Raw genomic sequence first — 23,261 nt, 5'->3', positions numbered from 1 at the left:
AGTTCGATTCTCTCCCTTCCTAAAACAAGCCGTTTCCACTCATTTTTTTGACTGCCCGGTTGACGATGAACAACAGGATCAAATTAATAACGGCATTAAACAAACCGATCGCCGCAGAGAAGCTATATTGCGCACGCTGAATCCCGATTTTGTACACGTAAGTCGGAATGATTTCGGACGTGTCCACATTAATGTTGGTTTGCATGAGAAACGCTTTCTCGAAGCCGATGTTCATCAGATTGCCGACGGCTAGAACGAATAGCACCACGATGGTTGGCATAATGCCGGGAATATCGATGTGCCGGATCCTCTTCCATTTATTGGCACCATCCACGACTGCCGCTTCGTGCAAAGAAGGATCGATGCCGGCCAAAGCAGCCAAGTAGATGATGGAAGAAAACCCAGTCGTCTGCCACACTTCGGTAAAGACATAAATCGGCCTGAACCAAGCCGAATCCGCCATAAACATAACCGGCTTGCCGCCGAAGGCCATAATAATATGGTTTACGATACCGCTGTTCGGGGACAGGAACACGAATACCATGCCGACCAGAACGACGGTCGAGATAAAATATGGAGCGTAGATGGAAGTCTGCATAAACTTCTTGAGCTTCTGGTGCGTTACCTGATGCAGCATGAGCGCGATAAGGATCGGAATCGGAAACGCGATGACAAGAAGCAACAAGCTTAAGTAAACGGTGTTTAGAACCACCTGATCGAAGTTATAAGATTCGAAAAAACGGACAAAATGATCGAAACCGATCCATGGGCTGTCCCAAACCCCTTTGGCTGCGGAAAAATCTTTAAATGCGATTTGAACTCCATACATGGGCATATACCGGAAAATGATGAAGTAGGTGACCGGAAGCAACATTAACAAATAAAGCTCCCAATTGACTCGAATTCGTTTTAGACGATTTTGCACTGCGAATTCCCCCGTTTTTGTAATAAAAACGTTTACGTAAACGTTTTTATATATTTCCGAAAATAATGCTAGCCATAAATAGAAAAAATTTAGGCTAGCACGAGCCTCGCATAATCAGTGTCGTTGGAAGGCGGTACTCGATCCCTTCATGCTTATCCGAATTCTCAATTCGTTGAATCATCGCTTCGGCCGCCTTTACGCCGATTTCAAACGAAGGCTGTCGAATTACCGATAGCGGAGGAGTCGTAATTTTCGTCCAATCGTAGTCGTCGAATCCGATGACGGCTAGTTCCTCCGGCATTTTTATTTTTTGCTCCTGAAGGTATGCCACAACCCCCATGGTCAACACGTTGTTGGCCACAAATAAAGCGGTAATGTCAGATGAGGCAATAAGCTCTTTTGCGCATTCGTATCCGTTTTCAAAACTTGCATTCGCTTCCCTCATAAGCGACGGATCGAACGCTATGCCGCGATCGGCTAATGCTTTCTTGTATCCTTCCAATCGTTCGTTGCTCGTGGATATTCCTAGTGTGCCCGTAATGAAGCCTATTTTTTCATGCCCTTTATCCAATATTGATTGAACCGCTTTCAACGAACCTCCGAAGCCATCAGCCAAGACGTAATCGCCAGGATAGCCTTCAGACTTTCGGTCAATAAACACAACCGGGTAATGGGAGCGGACCGTGTCGTTCAAATAACTCGCATCATCGGCAATGGACGCGATAATCAACCCGTCGATCAATTTGGAATTGAACAGCTTGATCTGCTCTTTCTCCTCTTCGAGTTCTTCCGTAGCGTTGTTGCTAAGCAGCAATTGATATCCATGCTGTTTCAGTGTCTTCTGAATGCCTTGCACAATCGTCATGAAGAAGAAATTCGAAGTATCAGAAGGAAGCATTGGAACGATCAGGCCGATCGTGTTGGACTTCTGACTTCTCAAGCTTTGGGCAACTGCGTTGGGACGGAAGTCAAGCTGTTCCATGGCGCGGAACACTTTCGATTTCGTCTTTTCGGATACGAATCTTGTACTGTTCACCACGTGGGAAACGGTTGCGATGGATACTCCAGCGGCTTCCGCCACCTCTTTGATGCCGGCATTCATTCGTTCCCTCACCTCTCAGAAAAACGTTTACGTAATCGTTTTTATGAACTCAGTATAAACGCTTTCAAGAGATGCTGTCAACAACTTTTACTCGATTTTCACCAGGATTCGACGGTTTACTAGACTACTAGAGTTTACCAAGATTTCGGTTTTGAGCGTCTTTTCGTCTAGAGGATCCACACATAATTCACCAACTAATTCAAACACTTGGGCAAAAGCAGGCTCTGTTTTTAATCCGCTTTCCTTGAGTCGCAAAATCTCCTGTCACCTCTCTTTGTTCTGCTAGATTCGGCATCCCATTTGTTCAATATTGATCTAGTTAAGCGTTTACGTAAACGTTTTATTTATCTGATGATGATTTTATAATACCTCTTATTTTCCTTTTGATTCCTGACCTATATTGAGAATCAACCTCTGATCGTCTCAACCTTCACCTGTTTGAATTGAGCATTTCCCTGACTAACGAACAAACCAAGCTTGCCTCGTTCGATATCGTACATTCTTGCGCTCATTGCAACTTCCCCATTGACATAGATCTCGCAGATTGAGCCATCGATAAAGATTTGAAGTTTATAGTCTTGGTCGGGCAATAGTTCGATCGGACGTTCTAATTCAACCTCGTAAGGGAAAGTCTTGCCCCCATCCTCGCTCTGCATGATTGGTCCTCGAAATGTAACTCTATTTCGCTGTGGCTCAAGCGCGATATAGTATGCAAAATCCAGTCCCCTCCCCGCACGCAACATGATGCCTGTCCCCTGCGTATGTTCCGAGAACCGTATTTCCATCGATACTTTGCATCGATCCGGCAAATCTTCTTGCGACAAACTGGCTGCAAATGCATATGGAGATTCGCACGCGTACTCTAGAGACGAAGACGTCCACGTTCCGGTGATCCATTCCAGATGAAGCGGCTGCTCGACTGCAAATGCCTTATTCACCGAATCCGGAACCTTGACCGCAAGTGTACCGTCCGGACGCTGGATGATCTCATGGACAACCAAATTTCCGCCCCAATCCCATGTATCATAATCTTTACCGACGTACTTAGGAGGATTCCACCCGAATAAGTCGTCATTCTTCGTCGGGTTCCAGCCGAACAAATAGCGCTTTTGCCCGTCCGAAGCCGACTTTGCCGCATAATATGCCCGACCATCGAATGTATCGAACTTTGGCGTGATCCATGGACCATTCGCCGAGCGGCTCATGCGGTAGAAGGTGGCGAAACGGTCTGTGTAGTTAGAGTATACTAGATACCACCATTCTCCCATCCGAAACATTTCCGGGCATTCATGGGCCCCTACATGAATATTCGGAGCATAGAGGGGCTCACGATAAGACCACTTCCTCAAGTCCGGTGACGTCAGCAATGCTACGCACCCTTTGCGATTTGAAGGTCCCTTAGCCATTGCGGCAAGAAGCATCCAATATTGCCCATCCTCTTCGTTCCAAAATACGAAGGGATCCCTCCAGTCAGACATTTCGTAAATCTCATTATCCGCGGAGAAAGTATCCTCTGGAATCGGCGTCCAGTTCATGAGATCCGTTCCGATTGCATGGCAGACTAACTGCTTTCCTTCGGGAAAAATACAATAGAACAAATGATAGATAAGCCCGACTTTTATAACGTGCCCCGTTCCTCCAAGTACATTAATAGCCCCATATTCCCTATAATTACAGAAGTCGTTCGTTGTTATCAAATGCCAACCATTATCCAAACCTTCTCTGTAATTCTCTCTCCAACCGTGAAGATAAAATAGCTTAAACTCTTGATCTTCATAATAGGGGATCACGTCTCCGACCCAAGCATTCTCAGGACGATAAAAAAATTCCTTCATAACTGTAGCCTCCCGTTAAGATTGAGAACCGCATTTCCCGATAATAGTTATTACTACTCTTGAATGATGATTACTCTTCATAATTCCGGCAACTACCGCAAACCCTATGTTAGTTGCCATAGGGTTTGCAGGTTCCGTTAAATGTCCATTTTTCCTTCCTGACAATCTTCGTATGCGGACTTCATTTCCCATATCGTAAGCGACTTGACTACTGTCGACGCGTCACCTAGAAGCTTCAAACCCTGCGCGTCATGCCGGAAAGGGAATATACGCGTCGTCAAACTTTTAATTCCGTTAATGTAAGACTCGATCATGGATTTATCCAGATAGATGTGCAGTTGAAGATTGCCGCCCTCCAAATCTACCGGACCGCCTTCAATGCCTTTCTCCACATCCGGCTCCATACTCGACTTATTTCGATCCGCCATGAAGCTTGCATTCGCTCTGTCATAGAACAGCAACGTTTCTTCCATCTCGTCAGGTGACACGCGAACCTTGATCCCAAATCGTTCGGCCTCGCCCGGTTCAAGCTCAAGCTCGATTTCAAGCATGTCGCCTTCAATTTCTCTCAGCCGTTCATTCGCCTTATCGAGAGGGAGATCTGACAATTCAATCAATTTACGGCCTCGTAAGGTTTCTAGCTCCACGATGGGCTTGACGCCTGGCCGACCGTCCGGACGCATCCCGACCTCTACGGGGAGACCGGCATTGTAGGACCAACCGAGTTCATTGCTGATCCTCGGGCTCATGGCGAAAATGACGCTGAATAGAATGATTCTTCCGCTTGGATCCACAAATCCACTCGGCCCGATCCAGTGCTCTCCCACATCGAACACCTGTGGCTCCTCTTCGTCAGGAATAAAAACCAGACGATCCCGGTCCCAAGTACCAATCCAGTAGAAAATATATTTGCAGTAGTGCGGGCTTGCTTGCAAGAACCACGGATTAACGATAAAAATGTGCTTCTGTTCACCTTTTTCGGTCTTATAAAATGGGAACAGGAGCGGCAGTTCCCAGGCATCGCCTGTCTTCGGGTACTTTTGCGAATCGCCGACATAGATCGGATTTCGATAGGTCCAGTCGATCATGTCCTCCGACGTATACAACAATGCCGTTCCGCCTTTTCCCGGTATGCCGGACGTCACGATCATATACCATGTCTTCTCTTCCTTCCATACAAAAGGGTCTCGAAAATTCCCAGGAAGGCCTACCCCTTCCGGTAAGACTGCGACATACTCGGGGTGCTTGATCCAATCTACCAAATCGTTGTTCCCATCCTGCCCGAACGTACTTCTCGCCATAGCTACTGATTGATCTGGATTCCTTCGTTTGTTGCCTGCCGCATAGAAGATCACCGGAACGCCATCGTCATCGACTGCCGTTCCGCCGGACCAAATGCCATCAGGGTCAATATCGCCTTTTTCCGGAGACAAGGCAAACGGCACGTCGCGCCAGCGAAGCATGTCCGGGCTAACTGCATGTCCCCAATGTATCTGATTCCAGTAGGGGCCTTGTGGGTTATGCTGATAAAATATATGATATTGTCCGTTAAAGTACATCGGCCCATGAGGCTCGTTCATCCAATGCTCCGGCGGTATAAAGTGGTATTGAGGTCTATGTCTGTCGCCGTCGTATCTGCTTCTGCGCTGAACGGTATCCGGCTGGTTCTCGGGAACTCTTACACCCCTGGCTTCGATCTCCTCCACCGATAAGGCCGCATCGTACAAGCAAAGCTCGTCGATGATACCATTGAACATATTGGTTGTAAAAACACCGTGCAATACACTCGGCTTATTGTTCTTTCCGACGAGCAATTCGACGGGTGCAGGCTTGATTTCCATTTCCGATGGAATACTTCGCAATGCCACCTGTTTTCCGTTTAACAAGAGAACTAAGTTGCCTTTCACTCCATCAAATACGGCGGCGACATGTGACCATGTATCTCTTGGAATCGGGTCTGCCTCGGACCAAACCTCGTACCACGCATCTCCTGTCCCGATTTGAAAAGACCACCAGCCATGTCGAAACATCCCCAGCACAAACCCCGTCTTGGTCTCCCGATCATGTTGGTTTATTATTGCGGAAAGTCTTCCCCCGTCGCCGTGCTCATACGAACGAGGCGCAACCCAACATTCAATCGTCATCGACTTGAATGAGCGCGTATCGGATGGTGCGGAAACCCAGGTCGAATATCCGTCGAACAGAAGCGCATTGCCTTTGACCCCCTTCACCCAAAGCGGGTCGCTAGACGGTTTATATTTCGCCTCGTTGAATACATAATGAATATTGTCCTCACGTCCAGTGCAGTGCTCACGAATCAGATTGCCCTTGCCTTCGTCAAAACTCCAATGCGCGATTAAATTATTCTTCAAAGCGAATCCCCCAATTTATCGTTATTGTATTTTGGTCCGTCATGATCCAACGTGTCATACCCGATACGTTCTTCTAGTTCTATAGGCAAATACCGGTCTGTCGTACCGCGAGTTTGGTACCAGTACACCGTTGAGGCATAGAGGCATCGATTGACTTCATCCCATTGATTCGCTTTATATTTCTCAATAAAGCCTTCGAATGATTGCATGAACGGAATATTGTCACAGATATGGAACCGGTTCACTGAAGTATGGCCATTTCCATCGATCTCGACATAGGGTTGACTAGCAAACGCACTGTCGAACATAGGGAAAGGGGGTTCGGCTGCCCAAGCATAACCGATATAGTCCTCACTCCCCGTTCCGAAAGTCGATGGAAATGTCTCTCCGTCAACGAAAAACTTCTCGTCTCCTTCCCCCCACCACCAATCGATTGTTTTCCGGTCCCCTCTTCCGTACCACCAAGTGTCAGCATCTTGTTCGGGCTTTTTCCATGCATTATAGACATGAAGATGAACGCCGCAGAATCGGCCTGGGCCTTCGGCCAGCAATAACGGCCAATCCGGCCAACGGTCTCGCCCCGCCTCATACCGCTCCTTCTCCAGATCAAGAAATTCGTCTCGGTGCCATTTAGCATGGAACCGCAGCAGCTTATCCGTATGCTCCTTCATCACGTCTACGATTCGAATATCGATCTCGAGCGTCTGTAGTTCAGGTCCGTCATTTGCGATTTCAATCATAGCGCCATCCGAGAAGGGCATGTACCAGTGGCAATAGAATTCAAGTTCGTCCATCCCCAATGGCAGAGCGCGATATGGCTTAATACCTGGAGCGCTACCAAAAAAGTCACCGAGCGGTGCCCAGACAGAAGGCTTGTCTACACGATCCCATTTCATGGAAATAACCATTTGCCTCAATGCATTTCGCTGTTGCTCCTCGGTTTTTTGAGCTAAGTTTGTTCGAATACGGATCATGGAGATAGCACCTGCACCAGTATGGTCTAAGACAACAGTTTTATCACCAGCCGGTACGGACAATCTTACTGTCCGATCAAAATGCTGCTGATGCTGCGGTCTCCGCCTCCCCCGCCCTTGAAGAAATCTGTCCGCTTCTGCAAGAGCTATAGATGAGTCCTTGTCGAACTTGCCGGAGAACTCTGGCATCTGCACATCCTTTGGGAACTGCGTATATGTGAAGTGATAATAATTTCCCCAATCCTTGTCGAGCACCACTTTGCAATGTTTCTGAAAGGGAATTGGGATATAACTGTTTCTTCCACGAGACAGAATAGGCGCTAAATTCGGGAAATTCGCCGGACAACTCTCATCACTGAATTTATCAAAAAAATCGCTGAAGGGTTTGTCAATGACCGGTTCCTCGCTATTGTCGAGATATATTCGAATATGCCCTTCACCCGGCAATGCAGACCAGACTCGCCAGATGACCCCCGGCCCCTCTAAATCACAAGCCACGATACCGCTGTCTTCAAGGCGTATATAGCCGCCCCCGTCTTCATTTGCTCCCCAGTTCTCATAGCATCGAGTTTCCTCATTGTAGACGGAGCTTCGATCAAAGCTCGAGAAACTTCCGCTTCTTTCGCCGGGTATAGGCGGAACGGCCAGCATTTCAAGGTTGAACAATCGTTCGACCAAATCGCGGTACGTATATGATGTTTGAACTGGTTGCATGCTCTCACTTCCTTTCATTCTTTAAGTCAGACTGAAAATGGATTGCATTTGGATTCCCTTTTAGACCTAGCACATGAACATCAGCCTCTCGACTCACCTCCAAGTTGCCTTGATTAATGATAGAATAAACCTTATAGTAACCATAAGGTCAATAGACATCTCACCATCATGATAAAAATACGATCTTCCATATTTAGGGGTGTAATGTATGAAGAAAAAATTCAAAATCGGAGAACTTGCAAAAATTAAGAGGATCGATGCTCAAACCTTAAGGTATTATGACCAAATCGGCCTTTTGTCTCCCGATCTTATAAATGAACAAAATGGCTACCGTTTTTACTCTGAAGAGCAATTTCTTGAAGTTGACCATATCAAATTTCTCAAATTGATCGGATTATCGTTGGATGAAGTAAAGCAATTCAGAGAAATAACGAGTCTTAAGGAAGCAATTAATAATCTTAGATATCAGCAAAATCAATTCGAAGAACAAATTGCTAAGATGCAAACCGTTGCGAAGAGGTTTGCTTTCATCCTGGATACAATTGAGGAAAAGGGCAGCTATTTTGAAAAGTTTAAGAATGGGATAGAAATTAAAGAATGTTACTCGATTCGAGGGGTAATCGGAGAATGCCAAACAGTCAGTGATTGGTTTGATTTCGAGGCCAAATTACAAGAATTAATAACCCGCTTTCCGAATTACTCGGAGGTCGGTCATAATCACGGCCTGACCTATATATATAACGAAAAATACCTGCATACTGCGAATGATCTACTGATTGAAAAGGTCATTTTGCCTCTTGAAAAGGAGTTCCGGGGTGACGCCAACGTTGAAGAATATCCCCTGGGCGTTTGCATCGTCGCCTATCATAAAGGTGAAAACGATAAACTAATACACGTCTTCACCGATATCAGGGAGTATATTGCAGTTAATAAACTGAATATAAGAGGAGATATTATTATGACCTCTATTATTAGTAGTTTTATTGTGAAAAACGAGAGCGAACATTTAGTCGAAATACGAATTCCATTGGCGTAGACCGATATATAAAACGCGGTCTAGTGTCTGGAGAAAATAAAGTGAGGATCTGGGCTATTTCCCCCGACGTGAACGGACGCCAAACAAAAGAAGAAAAAAAAGAAGAGGGATAAAATCCCCCTCTATCCTCAATTACACTTACTATATCCGCAATTCCCGCAAGTCTTACAACCCTCAACATTCAGCAGTGATGCCGATCCGCAAGACGGGCACAAATCCTTAGAAGTATACGCCGCTCGCGACTTGTCCGAGAGGACGTTGTAAGCAGTCGCCGCGATCGGAGTTTCCAGAGAAGCCGCGTGTTCGTGATCTACCATGCCAGCGTGGGTTTCAAGCGCTTGAGCGACCGCGTCCGCAATGGACTCGACGCGGTTCGGGCCGAAGCCGACTGCGCCGGAGCCTCCGATGCCTTTCAGATGTTTCACGAGAAGCTGGACTTTGTTGCCGTGATCCCCGTAACGCAGGAACAACGAGCACACGCGGCCGAGCGCTTCCGCCATGGCGAATACGTCGGAACCGGCTTTACCGACGTTCAGGAAAATTTCTCCCGGCGTGCCATCGATATCGTTAACGGTAATATACGCCATGCCGAACGGCGTATTGTATTTGTAAGTCGCTCCGCGAAGAACTTTTGGACGGCTCTTGTATTGTTTGTCGAACACTTGCTTCTGCTCCGGAGTCACGCTGACGTTAAGCGCCGAGTCCAGAGTTTCCACCGGACTTGGACTTGCTTCCGCAACCGCCGCGACCGTTGCCGCTGGAGCTTCCGCTTTCGCCGCATCTTCCTTCTTGGCGTCTTTAGTCGTGCTGAGAACTTGAACGTCGCGACTGCCGTCGCGATAGATCGTTACGCCTTTGCAACCGAGCTCGAATGCCATCTCGTACAGCTCCGCCGTCTCTTCGACCGTGAAATCGGACGGGCAGTTCGCCGTCTTGGAGATCGAGCTGTCGACCCAGCGTTGAATCGCGGCCTGCGCGCGAATGTGATCTTTCGCGGACAGGTCCATCGCGGTGACGAACCACTCCGGAAGCGTTTCGCCCGGATGGGCGTCTTGCCATTCCTGAGCGATCGGGACAAATTGCTTATCGTAGCCTAAACGGCTTTGACGGAAAAACTCAAAAGCGAAATAAGGTTCGATTCCGGTAGAAGTGCCCACCATCGTACCCGTGGAGCCCGTAGGCGCTTGGGTAAGAACGGTAACGTTGCGCATCCCTCGTTTGGAAACGGCTTCGCCGACTTCCGGATAAGTCTCGACCATATTTTTCATGAATCCGCTTTGCAAGTATGGCTCCGCCTCGAATGCTGGGAAAGAACCTTTTTCCGCAGCAATCTCCGTGGACGCGAGGTAAGCTTCGCGTGCTATGAAGCCATATAACTTATCTAGGAAATCCATGCTTTCCGTGCTGCCGTAGCGGACTTCCAAACGAATCATCAACTCCGCAAGCCCCATCGTTCCTAGACCTACGCGACGCTCGTTCTTCTGGTTTTTCTCGTTCTCGGGAAAATGATATGGCGTCTTGTCGATTACGTTATCCAAGAAACGAGTCGAGTAACGGACAACCTTAGACAGCTCATCCCATGCGACGTCGTGGTTCTCCTCATCGTAGAACTTGGACAGATTAATCGCCGATAAATTGCACACTCCCCATGCCGGGAGTCCTTGCTCCCCGCACGGATTCGTACAAATAATCGGGTTAAAATACCAGCTGTTGGACATTTGGTTGTAGTATTCCATGAATACGACGCCCGGTTCAGCCGATTTCCATGCGCCCTCGATAATGCTGTTCCATACGTCGCGAGCGCGAACGGTCCGATAATGGACGACGTTCTTGCCGAGCTTCTTCCACTTCTCCAGATCTCCGTCCCATAGCGCGTCGTATTCCGGATCCTTGGAATCCGGGAACACCAAATCCCAGTTCGCGTCTTCCTTGACCGCCTTCATGAAGGCGTTGCTTACGCATACGGACAGATTCGCGTTCGTGACTTGGCCCATCGTCTGCTTCACGGTAATGAAATCCTCGACGTCCGGATGCCAGTCGTTGATCATAAGCATCAATGCTCCGCGACGGCTTCCGCCCTGTTCGATCAACCCCGTCGTATAGCTGAACAATCCGCCCCAAGAGACCGCCCCGCTGGAGGAACCGTTCACGCCTTTGACGATCGCACGGCGAGGACGCAACGACGACAAGTTAATGCCCACTCCGCCGCCGCGCGCCATAATTTCCGTCATCTCCGTCAGCGTCTGCATAATGCCGCCACGGCTATCATGAGGCGACGGGATAACGTAGCAGTTAAAGAGCGTCAATTCTTCGCTCGCTCCCGCACCCGCGGCGATCCGTCCGCCCGGAACGAGCTTCCAGTCGTCCAGCAGCCAGCGGAATTTCTCCGACCATTCCTTCTGCTTCTCGGCGGAATCCTCGACGGACCCCATCGCGTTAGCGAGGCGCGTCCACATTTCCTCCGGCGTCTTCTCAATGGTTAACGTCAATTTCTCGACGGTAGATTGCACTAACTCTCCGTTACGAAGCTTAACGGTTACTTGTTGTCCATCGCGTTCCACGACTTCCCCTACGTCTTTGGCAGGAAATTTAGGATCATCCTTCGTGAGCACAAGGACGACATCCCCAACCTTCGCGGCGTTGGAATCGGCATTCTTCCATGCATATCGATCCAAAAATATTTTCTCGCTAAGTCCTTCCAACCGACTTGCTTGCATCGTTTTCAATCCGGTACACCCTCCCGAATATCAGATTAGAATTGCAACATCACACGGCCCGCAACACTTCATGCCATACCTAAATTATACAACATATTGTGTTTAAAAACCATTATACATCACCATATATAGTGAAAACATAGGACAATCAGATCATTAGTCGAAAACGGATGAAATAACGAGGAAGCGCTAGAACGAACCGGATACGGCTCGATTTTGCATCCTTGTTATGAATTCTCGCCGTTTGCTCATACTAAAGAATGGACATGATATTCTAGCTTTACAATAACCCTTCGAAACTTCACCTATACGACATCGGTTAAGTTATCGCCCAGGAGGAACTCTCGTTGCGCAACCCTTTCTCTTCCCCCGCCGACCCGCTGTCCGGCGCGGTTTCACCTGCCGTCCAACTGCCGCCAGAACCGCCAATGGCACCCGATATCGAGGAAGGATCTTCGGCCTCCGTTCCTCAACCTTTCAAGTCTCCGGCCAGCTATTCTTCCGATCCGGCCCCCCGCAAGCTTCATGCGTTGGTAGACATGCACGTCGATCGCGGAGCTTTCGAAGAATTGGAACGTCGCTCGGACCGCAACGGTCCTTGGGACGATTGGGCTCTATACCAACTCAGCTTGGAAGCCGAAGAAGCCTCTCTCGTTACGGATTTCCATGCGTTGCAATGCCTTACGCTGCTTCCGCATTTCGAACCGTTGCCGCATCAAGTCGATACCGCCCGCAAAGTCCTCCACGAGATGCGAGGCCGCGCGATCTTAGCCGATGAAGTCGGCTTGGGCAAGACGATCGAAGCCGGACTTATTCTGAAAGAATACCTCATTCGCGGCTTAGTGAAGAAAGTGCTCATCCTCGTTCCGGCATCGCTCGTTCTGCAATGGGTTCGCGAATTAAACGGCAAGTTCGACATTCCCGCCATCGCGCAGCGGAAGGCGTATACATGGGACAACGACATCGTCGTCGCCTCGATGGATACGGCCAAACGCGATCCCCATCGCCAGATGCTGCTAGACAACGAGTTCGATCTGATCATCGTGGACGAAGCGCACAAGCTGAAGAATAAGCGGACGGGCAACTATCAGTTCATTAACGAGCTTCGCAAAAAGTATTGCCTGCTGCTAACCGCTACGCCCGTTCAGAACGATCTGTCCGAGTTATATAACCTCATTACCCTGCTTAAACCCGGCCAACTTGGCGGAGAAGGCGACTTCGCCGCTAACTTCGTCGCCGATCGCAGAGTGCCTAAGAACGAAGCCAAGCTGCACGAAGCGCTCGGGCAAGTGATGATCCGCAATCGTCGCAGCGACGGCGGCGTCGAATTTACGAAACGGGTCGTCACGAACGTCCCGCTTCGCCTCTCTCCCGAGGAGATGGCGCTCTACCAAGGCGTAACCGACTATGTCCGCAAGCACGCGACGACCGAGAACGGCGACTTAACGAGCATGTTATCCCTCGTCACGCTTCAACGCGAGGTTTGTTCCAGCCGGGATGCCGTATTTCTTACCCTCATTAACTTGTTTAAGAAAACGTCCGAGGAATCGCCGCTTCGCGCCAGGATTTGGGAGATCGTCGAGCTCATCCGCAGCATTAAATCGAACACCAAAGCGGAGAAGACGATGGAATTGATTCAGAACATGAACGACAAAGTGATCGTATTTACCGAATATCGCGCCACCCAAGAATACTTGCTGAAGTTTTTCAAAGAACACGGACTCACGGCCGTGCCTTACCGAGGCGGAATGAACCGCGGCAAAAAAGACTGGATGATGGATCTCTTCCGCAGACGCGCGCAAGTGATGGTGGCCACCGAAGCCGGAGGCGAAGGCATCAACCTGCAATTCTGCCATCACGTCATCAACTTCGATCTCCCTTGGAACCCGATGAGGGTCGAACAGAGAATCGGTCGCGTCCATCGCCTAGGACAAACGGAAGACGTGCAAATCTTTAATCTGTGCACATTGGGGACAATCGAAGAACACATCGTACATCTGCTCCATGAGAAAATCAATATGTTCGAATTGGTTATCGGAGAGCTTGACGAGATCATTCAACAGTTCGAGAAAGAGGAATCCCTGGAGCGCCGGTTAGCCCAGTTGGTGCTGGAATCCACGGATGGAGAGGAACTGCGCAGACGGATCGACGGACTCGGAGATACGTTGCTCGCAACGAAAAATCAACTGCATCGGGAGAACAAGCCATGAATACCAAACAAATCCACAAATTCGTCGTCGCTTATTTGGATTCCACCGGCAGCCATTTTATCGAGAAAAGCCCAAGTCACGTGACGGTTAAGCTCTCGCCCGATGCGGACAGAGCGTTATCGAACCGCCCCTATTATTGGAGCTTCGTCGATCGGACAGGTTCCGTTCCCGAGACGATGACTTACAAATGGTCATTCGAGAATCCCTCCATGGCGGATAGAGCTGCGGCCACCCCGATCACCTACGTCATGACCGAATCCGGCAGGATCATTCAAGAGGACGTTTATTTCGGATCGAGGCGCCTTCAGCAATTGTTCGAAGCGACCTCGCTGGGAGGACGATGCGTCACGCTGTTCGAAGAGCCTCCCCGCGGCAGAATCGATCCGTTAAGCTCGCTACCTTATACGGCATGGCTCGGGGTGAACTTCAAGGTCGGCTTCGAATGCGACATGAAACGGGAAGAGATCTACGGATGGGGGATTTCGCTCGCTACCGGGGTTATCAACGAGAGGTTTATGGAAACACTGAAGGTTAAGAAGCTCTCGCCCCGGCTTCCTTCCAACATCCATTTAATGAAGAATGGTATGTCGCTTCGCAAGGGGATGAATCAATTAGAGCTAACGATGGAACGCAAGCTCAAAAATACCGATTTTTCCTGGGCGGTAGAAGCGGAGCAACGCCGGCAGGACGAGTTGGAGCGGATTCGGCAGTATTACTTGCCCATGTTAGACAATATGGGGCATCCGGATCAGAAGGAACAGAAGGAAGCCGTAACCGCTCGATACAAACAGAGAGAAGCCGAGATCGACTGGCAGTACCGTCCTAGAGTGTCTCTGACCGTCATGAACTGCGGAATTTTTCATCTTCCCGGCATTCATTAGCCTTTGCGGGAGATAAAGCGCGTCTAATCGGCAAAAATAGAACCTTCGGACTTCCCTGCGCCTGACAGGTTACAACAGTCTCGGCAGGGCTTGTCCTTTACAATTACATTATGTGTTCAAAAATTCAGGTTTTCCGCCAAAATAGCATTCCGTATCCACTCCATTAAATAGCAGGTGATGCTCCCTTGTTTTCTCGTCGTCTATATCGGCTTAGAGCGTATGCGCTCCCACTCATCGCGATGCTGCTCATCTTGTTCATCGGCTCAATGCCGGCCTTAGCTTCGACTTCGTCTGTGGCGCTATCCCAAGCTTCGCAGCTTCCTTCCAAGCTTGAACAACAAGTTAAAGCTTGGGTCGAACGGTTAGCGGAGCAGAAACCTTTCAAAGATTGGCAATCCGCCGACCCGCAGATCGAAGCGCTTGGCCCCGGAACGCACAGTTGGCTCGTGCTGTTTACGAAAGAGGGCAAAGATATCGGATATATGGTCGTTCATGCGGTAACGGATGGTTCGTTCCAACTTGGCGAATACGGCACCGGTCCTTACTCGCTCTTCTCCCAGCAGCTGATGAAGCAATCGTTGATCGACAGCGGACTGATTACCGGCGAAGATCAAGCGATAACCGCTCTCAAGCATTACGCTCATCCCTTCGCCGCCGCTTGGGAAATTACGATCGGTCCAGAAACGTTCTGGTTGGATGCGAAAACAGGGGAACAGCTTCCGCTAGACGCGGAGACATGGCATCGGTTGTTTCCAGAAAACAAAACCGAATACTCGGGTGCCAAAGACAAAGACGGTCAACGGCCCGTTTCCCTTCGCGTGAACGAATCGTTCGATGCCTACGAGAAATTAACCTGGCTCACCAAAGAAGCGCCCTTTCCCGTGAAAGACGCTGGCAAGCTGCAGAAACGCTTAAACAATAAGCAGCATCTGCGATATGTAACGGAACCGTTCGGCGACGCTATGCTGTACGCCGTGCCCGTCGTCGGATATCAGCGTTGGTCGAACGGCCGTATGGATGTGGCAATCGACATGCAAGGAACCCGGTTTATTCCCCTGGACGCCATGCTAAGCAATAAAGGTCTCTTCTATCGATAAGAAGTCGGATTCGCGGAGCGTACCTCGGGGTGCGCTTTATTTTTCTTATCGGCTCTGCTTCCCCACCACATCATAATCCCCATCGGAGCCACTCCGAACCATCTCGTTAACCACGGTTCCTTGCTTATTTTTCTGCCCGGCATCGCATCGTCGGTTTGTTCCGCCTCGGAAGGCGTCTCGATATATTTAACGACCTTCTCCGTCATGTACTTCAAGTATTCCGATCCATCCATCCTGCATCCCTCCCTTGGGTATAGCATGCCCGTTTTGCCTGATCGGCAATCCTCCCCCACGACGATTCGAATTAGTCAATTCCTTCCCGATGCCTGCATGAGGTTCAAGGATTTGAGCCACGATAAGATAAAATAAATAAACGGAGGAGAATCCGAATTGTCCCGATTCCTATTATTCCTTGCGGCACTCTTGCTGCTAACCGGCTGGAAAGGCGGAGGGGAACCGCCCCACGTGAAACGCGCGTTGCCGACCGCCGACGTCATTATCGATGCCGGACATGGCGGAATCGACAGCGGCACCCACTGGAACGACGTTCTCGAGAAGGATATCAACCTCGCCGTTTCCCGCAAACTGTATTTACTGCTCCGCAGCCACGGCTTCAAGGTCATCTTGAACCGAACCGGCGATTACGCGCTTAGCGACGATAACCGTTGGCATGTTACCCGCTCTAGGCACCGTCGCGATCTCTCACAACGAAGAGGGCTATCCGACGAGATCGGGGCTACAGTGTTCGTGAGTATCCATGTCAATTGGTCCAAGAGGAGCAAAAGAGGTCCTCTCGTCATTCACCAAGCCGAAGGACGGAGCGCGATACTGGCAAGCTTTATTCAGAATAGCTTGAATCAACAGCAAAATAGGCACCGTTTACCGCAAGTAGCCAACAAATTTTATTTGTTAAACCGCGTTCAGGTTCCCAGCGTGATCGTAGAGACCGCTTTCCTTAACGATCCGGGCGACCGGGCGATGCTCACCTCGGTTCCCGGACAGAATCGGTTAGCCGCGGCGATCGCGAACGGAATTATCGGTTATTTGAGCTTCAGCCCTTGATCGAACGCTTCGGGCATCGGCAGTAATTGCGTTAGCGGGACGAACGTCGCTCTGGTCTTCAAATCCGGAATGGCGTTCCTCAGAACGCTCGAAGTGTAGAGACCCGGCGCGCCGACATGGCCTATGACGATACAGCGTTCATTTTTCGTCAAAAACTTCTTCACCTCGGCGATTTGCCGTAAGACATGGTTCTGGGTATATACATCGTCTAGGAACACGTCGTTGTGCAGGGTGACCAAATCAACCTCCTTGGCGACTTTCGGAACGACGGTTTTGTATGACGTGCGGCTGTCCAAGAAAAATAAACCTTTCTCTTTGCACACTTGAAGCACGACTCTCATGACCCGACTGTCCGCCGTCGCCTTGGAGCCCATATGATTATTCATTCCGATCGCATGCGGCACGTCCGCAATCGCCGCCTCGACGCGTTTACGGATTTCCTCGTCCGGCAAATCCGTTGTTATCGATCCCGGTCCCAGCCAACTGCGCAACCCTCTGACGGGCTCCATTGGCAGGTGTACGATGACGTCGTGCCCCTTGCGATGGGCGGCTTCCGCATCCTGCTTCGTCGTCCGCAGGAACGGCATGACGGCGACGGTTAATCGGATGGGAAGATCGAGCATCTGCTCCGTCCCTTTCATTCCGTTACCGAAATCGTCGATGACGACCGCGATTTGCCGTTTCACCGGCTTGTCCGCCGAAGCGGCATTCGGATTGCCCGCTTGAGCCGTCAGTCCTCCGAACAGCAGTCCGACGCACAGGATCAGTGCGATTTTCCACGGGATTATGCGAGTTGTATTGCTCATAGGTTGTTGTCCTCCATCACCATAGGGGTTTGGTCTACGAATCCTGATCTTCATTATTATGAGCAATTCTGGTAAATTTTATTTGTTTGCTTATAATCGTAAAACCTCCCGACGACGGTCGGGAGGTTTTACGGATAAACCGATTAGATTCAGTGCTTAGTAGCCGAGCGCCGCTCTTGCTTTTTTCCATCTTTCGTTTAGACCGTCGTAAGCTTTTTGCAAATCTTTGGCAACGATCAGGTCTTGCGTCGTTTTGCCGACGAACAGATCGATTTCCGCTTTGTTCGCGATTTCGTTGAATTTCGGATCGCCTGCGACGTCTTCGAGGAACGTAGGGTTGAACGATTGGAATTCGGCCAATTGCGGAACGTTAGGCTTTTGCGATTTGTACACCGGCATGAAACCTTGGGAATCAATAAAGCCGGATTCTTTAACGAAGAATTCAACCCAAGCTTTAGCAAGCTCCTTATTCTCGCTGTTCTTGCTCACTCCGATCATATAATCTGAACCGAGCGGAGCGTTGTATTTTCCGCTGTTGTCATACGGTAATGGGAAGAAACCGATATCTTCGGATTTAGCGCCGGCGCCGATCAATTGAGGGATGACCCAGTTACCAAGGAAGTACATTGCCGCCTTGCCAGATGCGACTTCTCCCTTGGACATTTCCCAGTTGTTCGTTGCCAAGTCTTTCTCTACGTATCCTTTTTGAACGAGTGTACGGGCAATATTCATGAGAATGCCCCAAGCGTTATCCACTTGCCAAGGAGCATCGGAAGTCACGAATTGATCCGTCCATTTCATGTCTCCGGCAACGTATTTAATGGAGCCTTCCGCCCAGTTGCCGATCGGCCATTGCGCGCCGTAGTTCATGTACAACGGAATGATTCCCGCTGCTTTCAGCTTCTCGCAAGCCGCATAGAATTCATCCAGAGTCGTCGGTACTTTATCTACTCCGGCTTTGGCGAACGCTTGCTTATTGTAGACGATGCCTTGAGTATTCACGCCTGTGGAAAGCCCATAGCGTTGTCCTTCATGCAAGCGCATATCCGCAAAATACACATCTTCGAACAAGGATTCCGGAAGCGGTTCGTAGTAGTTCGCTAGCTCGGTATTCGGCAAGCTGGAATCGATCATGTTGACATCGCCGGCTTCGCCGGTCGTTAGACGGACTTTAATATCGTTAGCATAGTTCGTGATCCCTTCGAACTCCACTTCGGCGTTCGGAAATTTCGCTTTGAAAGCCTCGGCGTATTTATCGAATGTGCCGTCGTCGATCAAATCCGTGCGATGGGACAAAAACTTGATTTTACCGCCAAGCTCGGCTGCCGGTTCTTCGCTCGGGCTCTCGCTTGCGCTTGCACTGGCAGTTTCGCTTACGCTCGCAGAAGGTGAAGAGGACGCGGACGAAGATGAGCTTTCGTTGTTATTACCGCCGCCGCAAGCAGCGAGCAATACGGTTGTCAAAATCATAGTCATTGCGAGAAGCAGTGATTTTTTCATCTTTAGTGATTCCCCCATAGCTTGATTTTTGGCGATTTCCGTTCCTTGTAAAGGAACTTTGATATCGCTTACATCCTTCATTATAGAGTTTTTGTTCGCTATGAAAATGCCTTATATTTGTTTTTATTGTTCCTGATTATGATAACAAATAAATAATTTTAGGTTACAAACGATAACAAACGAGGCCGCCTCCGTTATTGCGCAACAGAGTCGGCCCCATCATTATACACGATAAGTATTAAGGAATTAATCGTTCAGAAATGCATACTCCGGCTGCTTCATAAGCTCGAGATTGCTGAAAATCAGCTTCGTGCGTTGCTCCAAGCTCGCGCGAGAACGAAGCAAATCTTCCGGCGTATTCAGGCAGGCATCCACGAGCTTATCGACCGTCGTGGCGGCGACATGAATTCGGGTGTCCGAGGAGGCGTAATAGATATAGACTTCTCCGTTGTCCTTGGCGATCAAGCCGTTGCAGAAGACGACGTTAGATACGTCTCCGACACGTTCGATCCCTTCCGGCGCGATCAGATGTCCCCCCGGCGCATGAATAACTTTGTTCGGCTCATCCAGCGCCGTCATGAATATGTACAGCACGTAACGCAAGCCAGCAGCCGTATTGCGAACGCCGTGAGCGACGTGGAGCCAGCCTTCCGACGTCTTGATCGGAGCCGGGCCTTGGCCGTTCTTGACTTCTTTAATCGTATGGTATTGACGCTCGTCCACGATGACTTCCTTATCGACGATTGCCGGATTCATGCTTTCCGACAAGCCCCAGCCGATCCCTCCTCCGGAACCGGCGTCGATGAATCCGTCCTGCGGGCGGGTATAGAACGCATACTTGCCGTTGACGAACTCCGGATGAAGCACGACGTTACGTTGTTGCGGGGAAGGCGTTTGCAGATCGGGCAACCGTTCCCAATGCACGAGATCTTTCGTGCGAACGATTCCCCCTTGCGCAACCGCGCTGGAAGTATCGCTAAGCGGTACCAACGGATCCTTGCGTTCCGTACAGAACAAGCCGTAGATCCAACCGTCCGCATGTTTGACGAGCCGCATGTCGTACACGTTGGTGTCCGGGTTTTCGGTTTCCGGCAGCAGCACCGGGTAATCCCAGAACTTAAAGCCGTCTACCGGACTGTCGCTTTCCGCGACGGCGAAGAACGACTTGCGGTCCACCCCTTCCGCTCTGACCATGAGATAGTATTTGCCGTTAAGCTCGATCGCCCCCGGATTAAACGTCGCGTTGACTCCGATTCTCTCCAGCAGGAAAGGGTTCGTCTTCGGATTGAGATCGTAACGCCAATGGATCGGCGCATGTTCCTTCGTCAGAACCGGAAACTCGTAACGTTCATACACGCCGTTATTGTTCGCCGCCGGACGATTGGGCCGTTTAATCAGCTTGTCGTGCTCGCTTTTCAAAGCTTTAAGTTTCGACATGAAATCGCTCATGAATGATTCCTCCGTTGAATGAGATGCGCCAATCTTTCCAAGCCTTCGAAACAAGCTCTGCTATTATGATAAGGACATTTCCACCGATCGACCTTCGCATAAGAACGATTCGGCACCCCGTCGCGAGAAACTTGCCAATGCCATTCGCCGTTCTCGTCATCGATGATGAACGTTTTCGTAAAACTCCAACTTTTCATAGCGGCTCTAAGCATCGCTTCATTCCCGGACAATTGATACGCGTTCAAGAATCCGACCATCGCTTCGGCTTGCGGCCACCAATCCTTCGAATCGTCGATATGTCCCTTCCCGTCCGCTTCGTTATAGATGCCGCCGTCGCTGTCCGTACCTTCCGCTAGCGTCGCTTCGGCCATAGCATAAGCAGCCTCGTTTACTTTGCGGATCCGCGCATCATCGCCTAATACTTCCGCGGCTTCGCACAGCAACCAACTGCCTTCGATATCGTGGCCATAGGAAACTTGCTCCGTCTTCGAATTCCACTCATCGTCGAAAAACAGCTTGAAATGGTTATTATTCGAATCCACGATAAGTTCGAGATGAATGTCGATCAATTCCGCAAGCTTCATTCGCAAGCCTTCCGGCTTCCACGCTCTGTATAGATTCGTATAAGCTTCCAGAACGTGCAGATGAGTGTTCATGGATTTACGTTCATTCAAGTCTTTGCCGCTTAAGCTAAGATCGTTCGTCTCCGTCCAATCTCCGGCTAACGCTTCGATATATCCGCGATGAACGCTGTCCCAAGCATGCTTCTCGATCAGCCGATACAGCTCCTTAGCCCATGAGAGAGCTTCTTCCGATCCCGTTGCGCGAAAATATTCGGATAACGCATAGATGACGAAAGCTTGGCCGTACACTTGTTTCTTGTCCTGAACCGGATGGCCGAAGGCGTCCACTATCCAGTAGAGGCCTCCGTGCTTCCGATCTCGGAATCGTTGGCCGAGTTCCTCATAGGCTCTGTCGGCGATGGTTCGATAGGCTTCGTCCTGGTAAACCCGGTATGCCGTCGCGAACGTCCACAGGATGCGGGCGTTGAGCACCAAACCTTTGTCCGCATCCGGCTTGATGCTCATGTCGCTGCCGATTTCTCCGACGAACCCGCCGTTGCGCTCGTCAATCGTATGCTTCATCCAGAAGCCGAGGATGTTCGACTTCAGTTCCTTTTCCAATTCGGCGCGCCATCTTTCTAACGTCAGTTGATCGTTCATTCGCGCTGCCACCTCCGAAAACCCTTATTTCTTGGACGTATAATAGTTGCGCACGATGGTCTCCGCTTTTTTGCCGAACATGCAGTAATCATCGTTGCTTGATGCTTCTTCCCGCGAATACAGCTTAGCCGGCCAATCCCAGAGCATGTATCCCCTCATCCACTCCCGACGAGAACAAGCCTCGAACATCGCCGAATAATACGCTTCTTGTTCTTCCTCGGAAGGTCCTCCCGGCAATGACCAATCGTTAGGCTTAAGGCTTGATCCTTCCCTGCTCGGGCAGCCCGTTTCCATGAAGAAAAACGGCTTGTTCCATTTGGATAACGCATTCTCGATCCGGTCGAGCTGAGACTCCCATTGGTCGATCGGGTAGTAACCGCTGGACGAGATGATATCGACCGCATCCCACCACGTCACATGATCCTCTTGGTACTTATCGCAATTGTAAGTAATCCATCCGCTGTATACCGCTCTGACCTTCGCGATCAAGTCTCTCCATTCGGCTTCTCTCGAGTCGGACTGCACCATCTCGCAGCCAACGCAGAACATTTCGCAGCCTTCTTGTTCGGCGATCTTCGCATAATGGACGATGAACTCCCCGTATGACGCGAACCATTCGCTCCAGCTAGGCTCTCCTGGTACTTTCTGCCGGAAAAAACTAATATGAGCGCGCCAAGTTCCATCCGCGCAATTCACGACCGGTTTCAAACAAACCTTCATGCCTAACGACTTCGCATTGCGGATCGCCCATCGCGTTTCCTCATCCGTAACGGTTGGCGCTTCGCGATAAGGAATCGTCGTCGATTGGGCTGTCGCTTGCTCCGCGGATAAAGCGATCGCTACCCAATTGACTCCCATGGCGCTCATCCGGAGCATGGAGTCTTCCGCAATTGGTCCCATCCAAGTCCCGCGTACGCCGGTCCAGCCCCAGGTCATTCCGTTCACCGTTTCAGCCCATTGACTCATGCAGTCCCGCTCCCGACTTATAGCTAACAAATAATTTTGTTAGCTATTTGTTTTTATTAATAGATAACAATACTCAAACAAATTTTATCATCGCAGGTCGTTTTGTCAATCGTTTTCTGCTCGATTGTTAGCTATTTTCATGAGTTAAAATATTTCATGAAAATAACAAGATTTGATCGCATCCCTACACATCTTAGGGGCTTAGGTAAATATAAAAAAACCGTCTCCAACAAAAAGTAGAAGAGACGATTTCATTTAAATTGACTCAATATTTATAAGTGGAATTTCCAGTTCGTTCTGAACGAAGCTCATGTCAGAATCTCTAGATACTAATGTAAACTCATGGAACACCACTGTCGCAATAATGAGAGCATCCGGGGTACTTTCATTAA

At 49.7% G+C, this 23,261-nt stretch carries 17 protein-coding genes and 1 pseudogene; 5 read left to right on the top strand and 13 right to left on the bottom strand.

The window, feature by feature from the left end; all coding sequences use genetic code 11:
• Positions 1 to 19: 19 nt before the first annotated feature.
• The 6 genes and pseudogenes from HH215_RS01910 to HH215_RS01890 all read right to left on the bottom strand — a co-directional run bounded on the left by HH215_RS01910 (position 20) and on the right by HH215_RS01890 (position 7,922).
• On the bottom strand, positions 20 to 925 hold the full coding sequence (locus tag HH215_RS01910) for an ABC transporter permease (protein ID WP_254450340.1): 906 nt from the start codon (positions 923 to 925) through the stop codon (positions 20 to 22).
• 94 nt (positions 926 to 1,019) lie between these two features.
• Positions 1,020 to 2,027: a LacI family DNA-binding transcriptional regulator gene (locus tag HH215_RS01905; RefSeq protein ID WP_254450339.1), complete on the bottom strand. Its 1,008-nt coding sequence runs from the start codon at positions 2,025 to 2,027 to the stop codon at positions 1,020 to 1,022.
• Positions 2,028 to 2,114: 87 nt separating this feature from the next.
• Positions 2,115 to 2,291, bottom strand: a pseudogene (locus HH215_RS36785) (DUF4269 domain-containing protein); the annotation flags it as partial.
• Positions 2,292 to 2,434: 143 nt separating this feature from the next.
• Complete coding sequence (locus HH215_RS01900; protein ID WP_169278361.1) at positions 2,435 to 3,862, bottom strand: glycoside hydrolase family 32 protein; 1,428 nt, start codon at positions 3,860 to 3,862, stop codon at positions 2,435 to 2,437.
• Between the two features lie 137 nt (positions 3,863 to 3,999).
• Positions 4,000 to 6,234: a GH32 C-terminal domain-containing protein gene (locus HH215_RS01895; protein WP_254450338.1), complete on the bottom strand. Its 2,235-nt coding sequence runs from the start codon at positions 6,232 to 6,234 to the stop codon at positions 4,000 to 4,002.
• Complete coding sequence (locus tag HH215_RS01890) at positions 6,231 to 7,922, bottom strand: glycoside hydrolase family 172 protein (protein WP_169278360.1); 1,692 nt, start codon at positions 7,920 to 7,922, stop codon at positions 6,231 to 6,233. The genes HH215_RS01895 and HH215_RS01890 overlap by 4 nt, the downstream gene beginning before the upstream one ends.
• Before the next feature lie 208 nt (positions 7,923 to 8,130).
• Between HH215_RS01890 and HH215_RS01885 the strand changes: the two genes are divergently transcribed.
• On the top strand, positions 8,131 to 8,958 hold the full coding sequence (locus HH215_RS01885; protein ID WP_169278359.1) for a MerR family transcriptional regulator: 828 nt from the start codon (positions 8,131 to 8,133) through the stop codon (positions 8,956 to 8,958).
• A 128-nt stretch (positions 8,959 to 9,086) separates the two neighbouring features.
• Here the strand turns inward: HH215_RS01885 and HH215_RS01880 are convergent, their stop codons facing one another.
• Entirely contained in the window at positions 9,087 to 11,675 is a 2,589-nt protein-coding gene (locus tag HH215_RS01880) for an adenosylcobalamin-dependent ribonucleoside-diphosphate reductase (protein ID WP_375140507.1), read from the bottom strand.
• A 428-nt stretch (positions 11,676 to 12,103) separates the two neighbouring features.
• On the opposite strand from HH215_RS01880, the gene HH215_RS01875 reads away from it, so the two are divergent.
• From HH215_RS01875 to HH215_RS01865, 3 genes are all read left to right on the top strand, one after another.
• Positions 12,104 to 13,885, top strand: coding sequence for a DEAD/DEAH box helicase (locus HH215_RS01875; protein WP_169284176.1), 1,782 nt, complete (start codon positions 12,104 to 12,106; stop codon positions 13,883 to 13,885).
• On the top strand, positions 13,882 to 14,766 hold the full coding sequence (locus tag HH215_RS01870) for a YqhG family protein (RefSeq protein ID WP_169278357.1): 885 nt from the start codon (positions 13,882 to 13,884) through the stop codon (positions 14,764 to 14,766). Before HH215_RS01875 ends, HH215_RS01870 begins: the two co-directional genes overlap by 4 nt.
• 185 nt (positions 14,767 to 14,951) lie before the next feature.
• Positions 14,952 to 15,863 (top strand): hypothetical protein, encoded by a 912-nt coding sequence (locus HH215_RS01865; protein WP_169278356.1) that lies wholly within the window; start codon positions 14,952 to 14,954, stop codon positions 15,861 to 15,863.
• Here the strand turns inward: HH215_RS01865 and HH215_RS01860 are convergent.
• Positions 15,854 to 16,096 carry a YqzE family protein gene (locus HH215_RS01860; RefSeq protein WP_169278355.1) on the bottom strand — a complete coding sequence of 81 codons (243 nt, stop codon included), beginning with the start codon at positions 16,094 to 16,096 and terminating at the stop codon, positions 15,854 to 15,856. The genes HH215_RS01865 and HH215_RS01860 overlap by 10 nt on opposite strands.
• 157 nt (positions 16,097 to 16,253) lie before the next feature.
• Here HH215_RS01860 and HH215_RS01855 point away from each other — a divergent pair, with 157 nt between their 5' ends.
• Positions 16,254 to 16,925 carry an N-acetylmuramoyl-L-alanine amidase family protein gene (locus HH215_RS01855; protein WP_254450337.1) on the top strand — a complete coding sequence of 224 codons (672 nt, stop codon included), beginning with the start codon at positions 16,254 to 16,256 and terminating at the stop codon, positions 16,923 to 16,925.
• Here the strand turns inward: HH215_RS01855 and HH215_RS01850 are convergent.
• From HH215_RS01850 to HH215_RS01830, 5 genes are all read right to left on the bottom strand, one after another.
• Positions 16,904 to 17,731, bottom strand: a complete 828-nt coding sequence (locus HH215_RS01850) for a divergent polysaccharide deacetylase family protein (RefSeq protein WP_169278354.1) — start codon at positions 17,729 to 17,731, stop codon at positions 16,904 to 16,906. The two genes, HH215_RS01855 and HH215_RS01850, sit on opposite strands and share 22 nt — an antisense overlap.
• A 156-nt stretch (positions 17,732 to 17,887) precedes the next feature.
• The gene (locus tag HH215_RS01845; RefSeq protein WP_169278353.1) at positions 17,888 to 19,231 is read right to left on the bottom strand and encodes an ABC transporter substrate-binding protein; all 1,344 of its coding nucleotides are present in this window, start codon (positions 19,229 to 19,231) and stop codon (positions 17,888 to 17,890) included.
• 246 nt (positions 19,232 to 19,477) lie between these two features.
• Positions 19,478 to 20,680, bottom strand: coding sequence for a glycoside hydrolase family 130 protein (locus HH215_RS01840; protein ID WP_169278352.1), 1,203 nt, complete (start codon positions 20,678 to 20,680; stop codon positions 19,478 to 19,480).
• Positions 20,677 to 21,903 carry an AGE family epimerase/isomerase gene (locus HH215_RS01835; RefSeq protein WP_169278351.1) on the bottom strand — a complete coding sequence of 409 codons (1,227 nt, stop codon included), beginning with the start codon at positions 21,901 to 21,903 and terminating at the stop codon, positions 20,677 to 20,679. Before HH215_RS01835 ends, HH215_RS01840 begins: the two co-directional genes overlap by 4 nt.
• Before the next feature lie 24 nt (positions 21,904 to 21,927).
• A complete protein-coding gene (locus HH215_RS01830) occupies positions 21,928 to 22,869 on the bottom strand; it encodes a glycoside hydrolase family 113 (protein WP_169278350.1) in 942 nt (313 codons plus the stop codon).
• Positions 22,870 to 23,261: the final 392 nt, after the last annotated feature.

Origin of the sequence: Cohnella herbarum, from assembly GCF_012849095.1 — a bacterium.
Taxonomy (GTDB): domain Bacteria; phylum Bacillota; class Bacilli; order Paenibacillales; family Paenibacillaceae; genus Cohnella; species Cohnella herbarum.
This window is presented reverse-complemented; position numbering and strand designations above follow the sequence as displayed.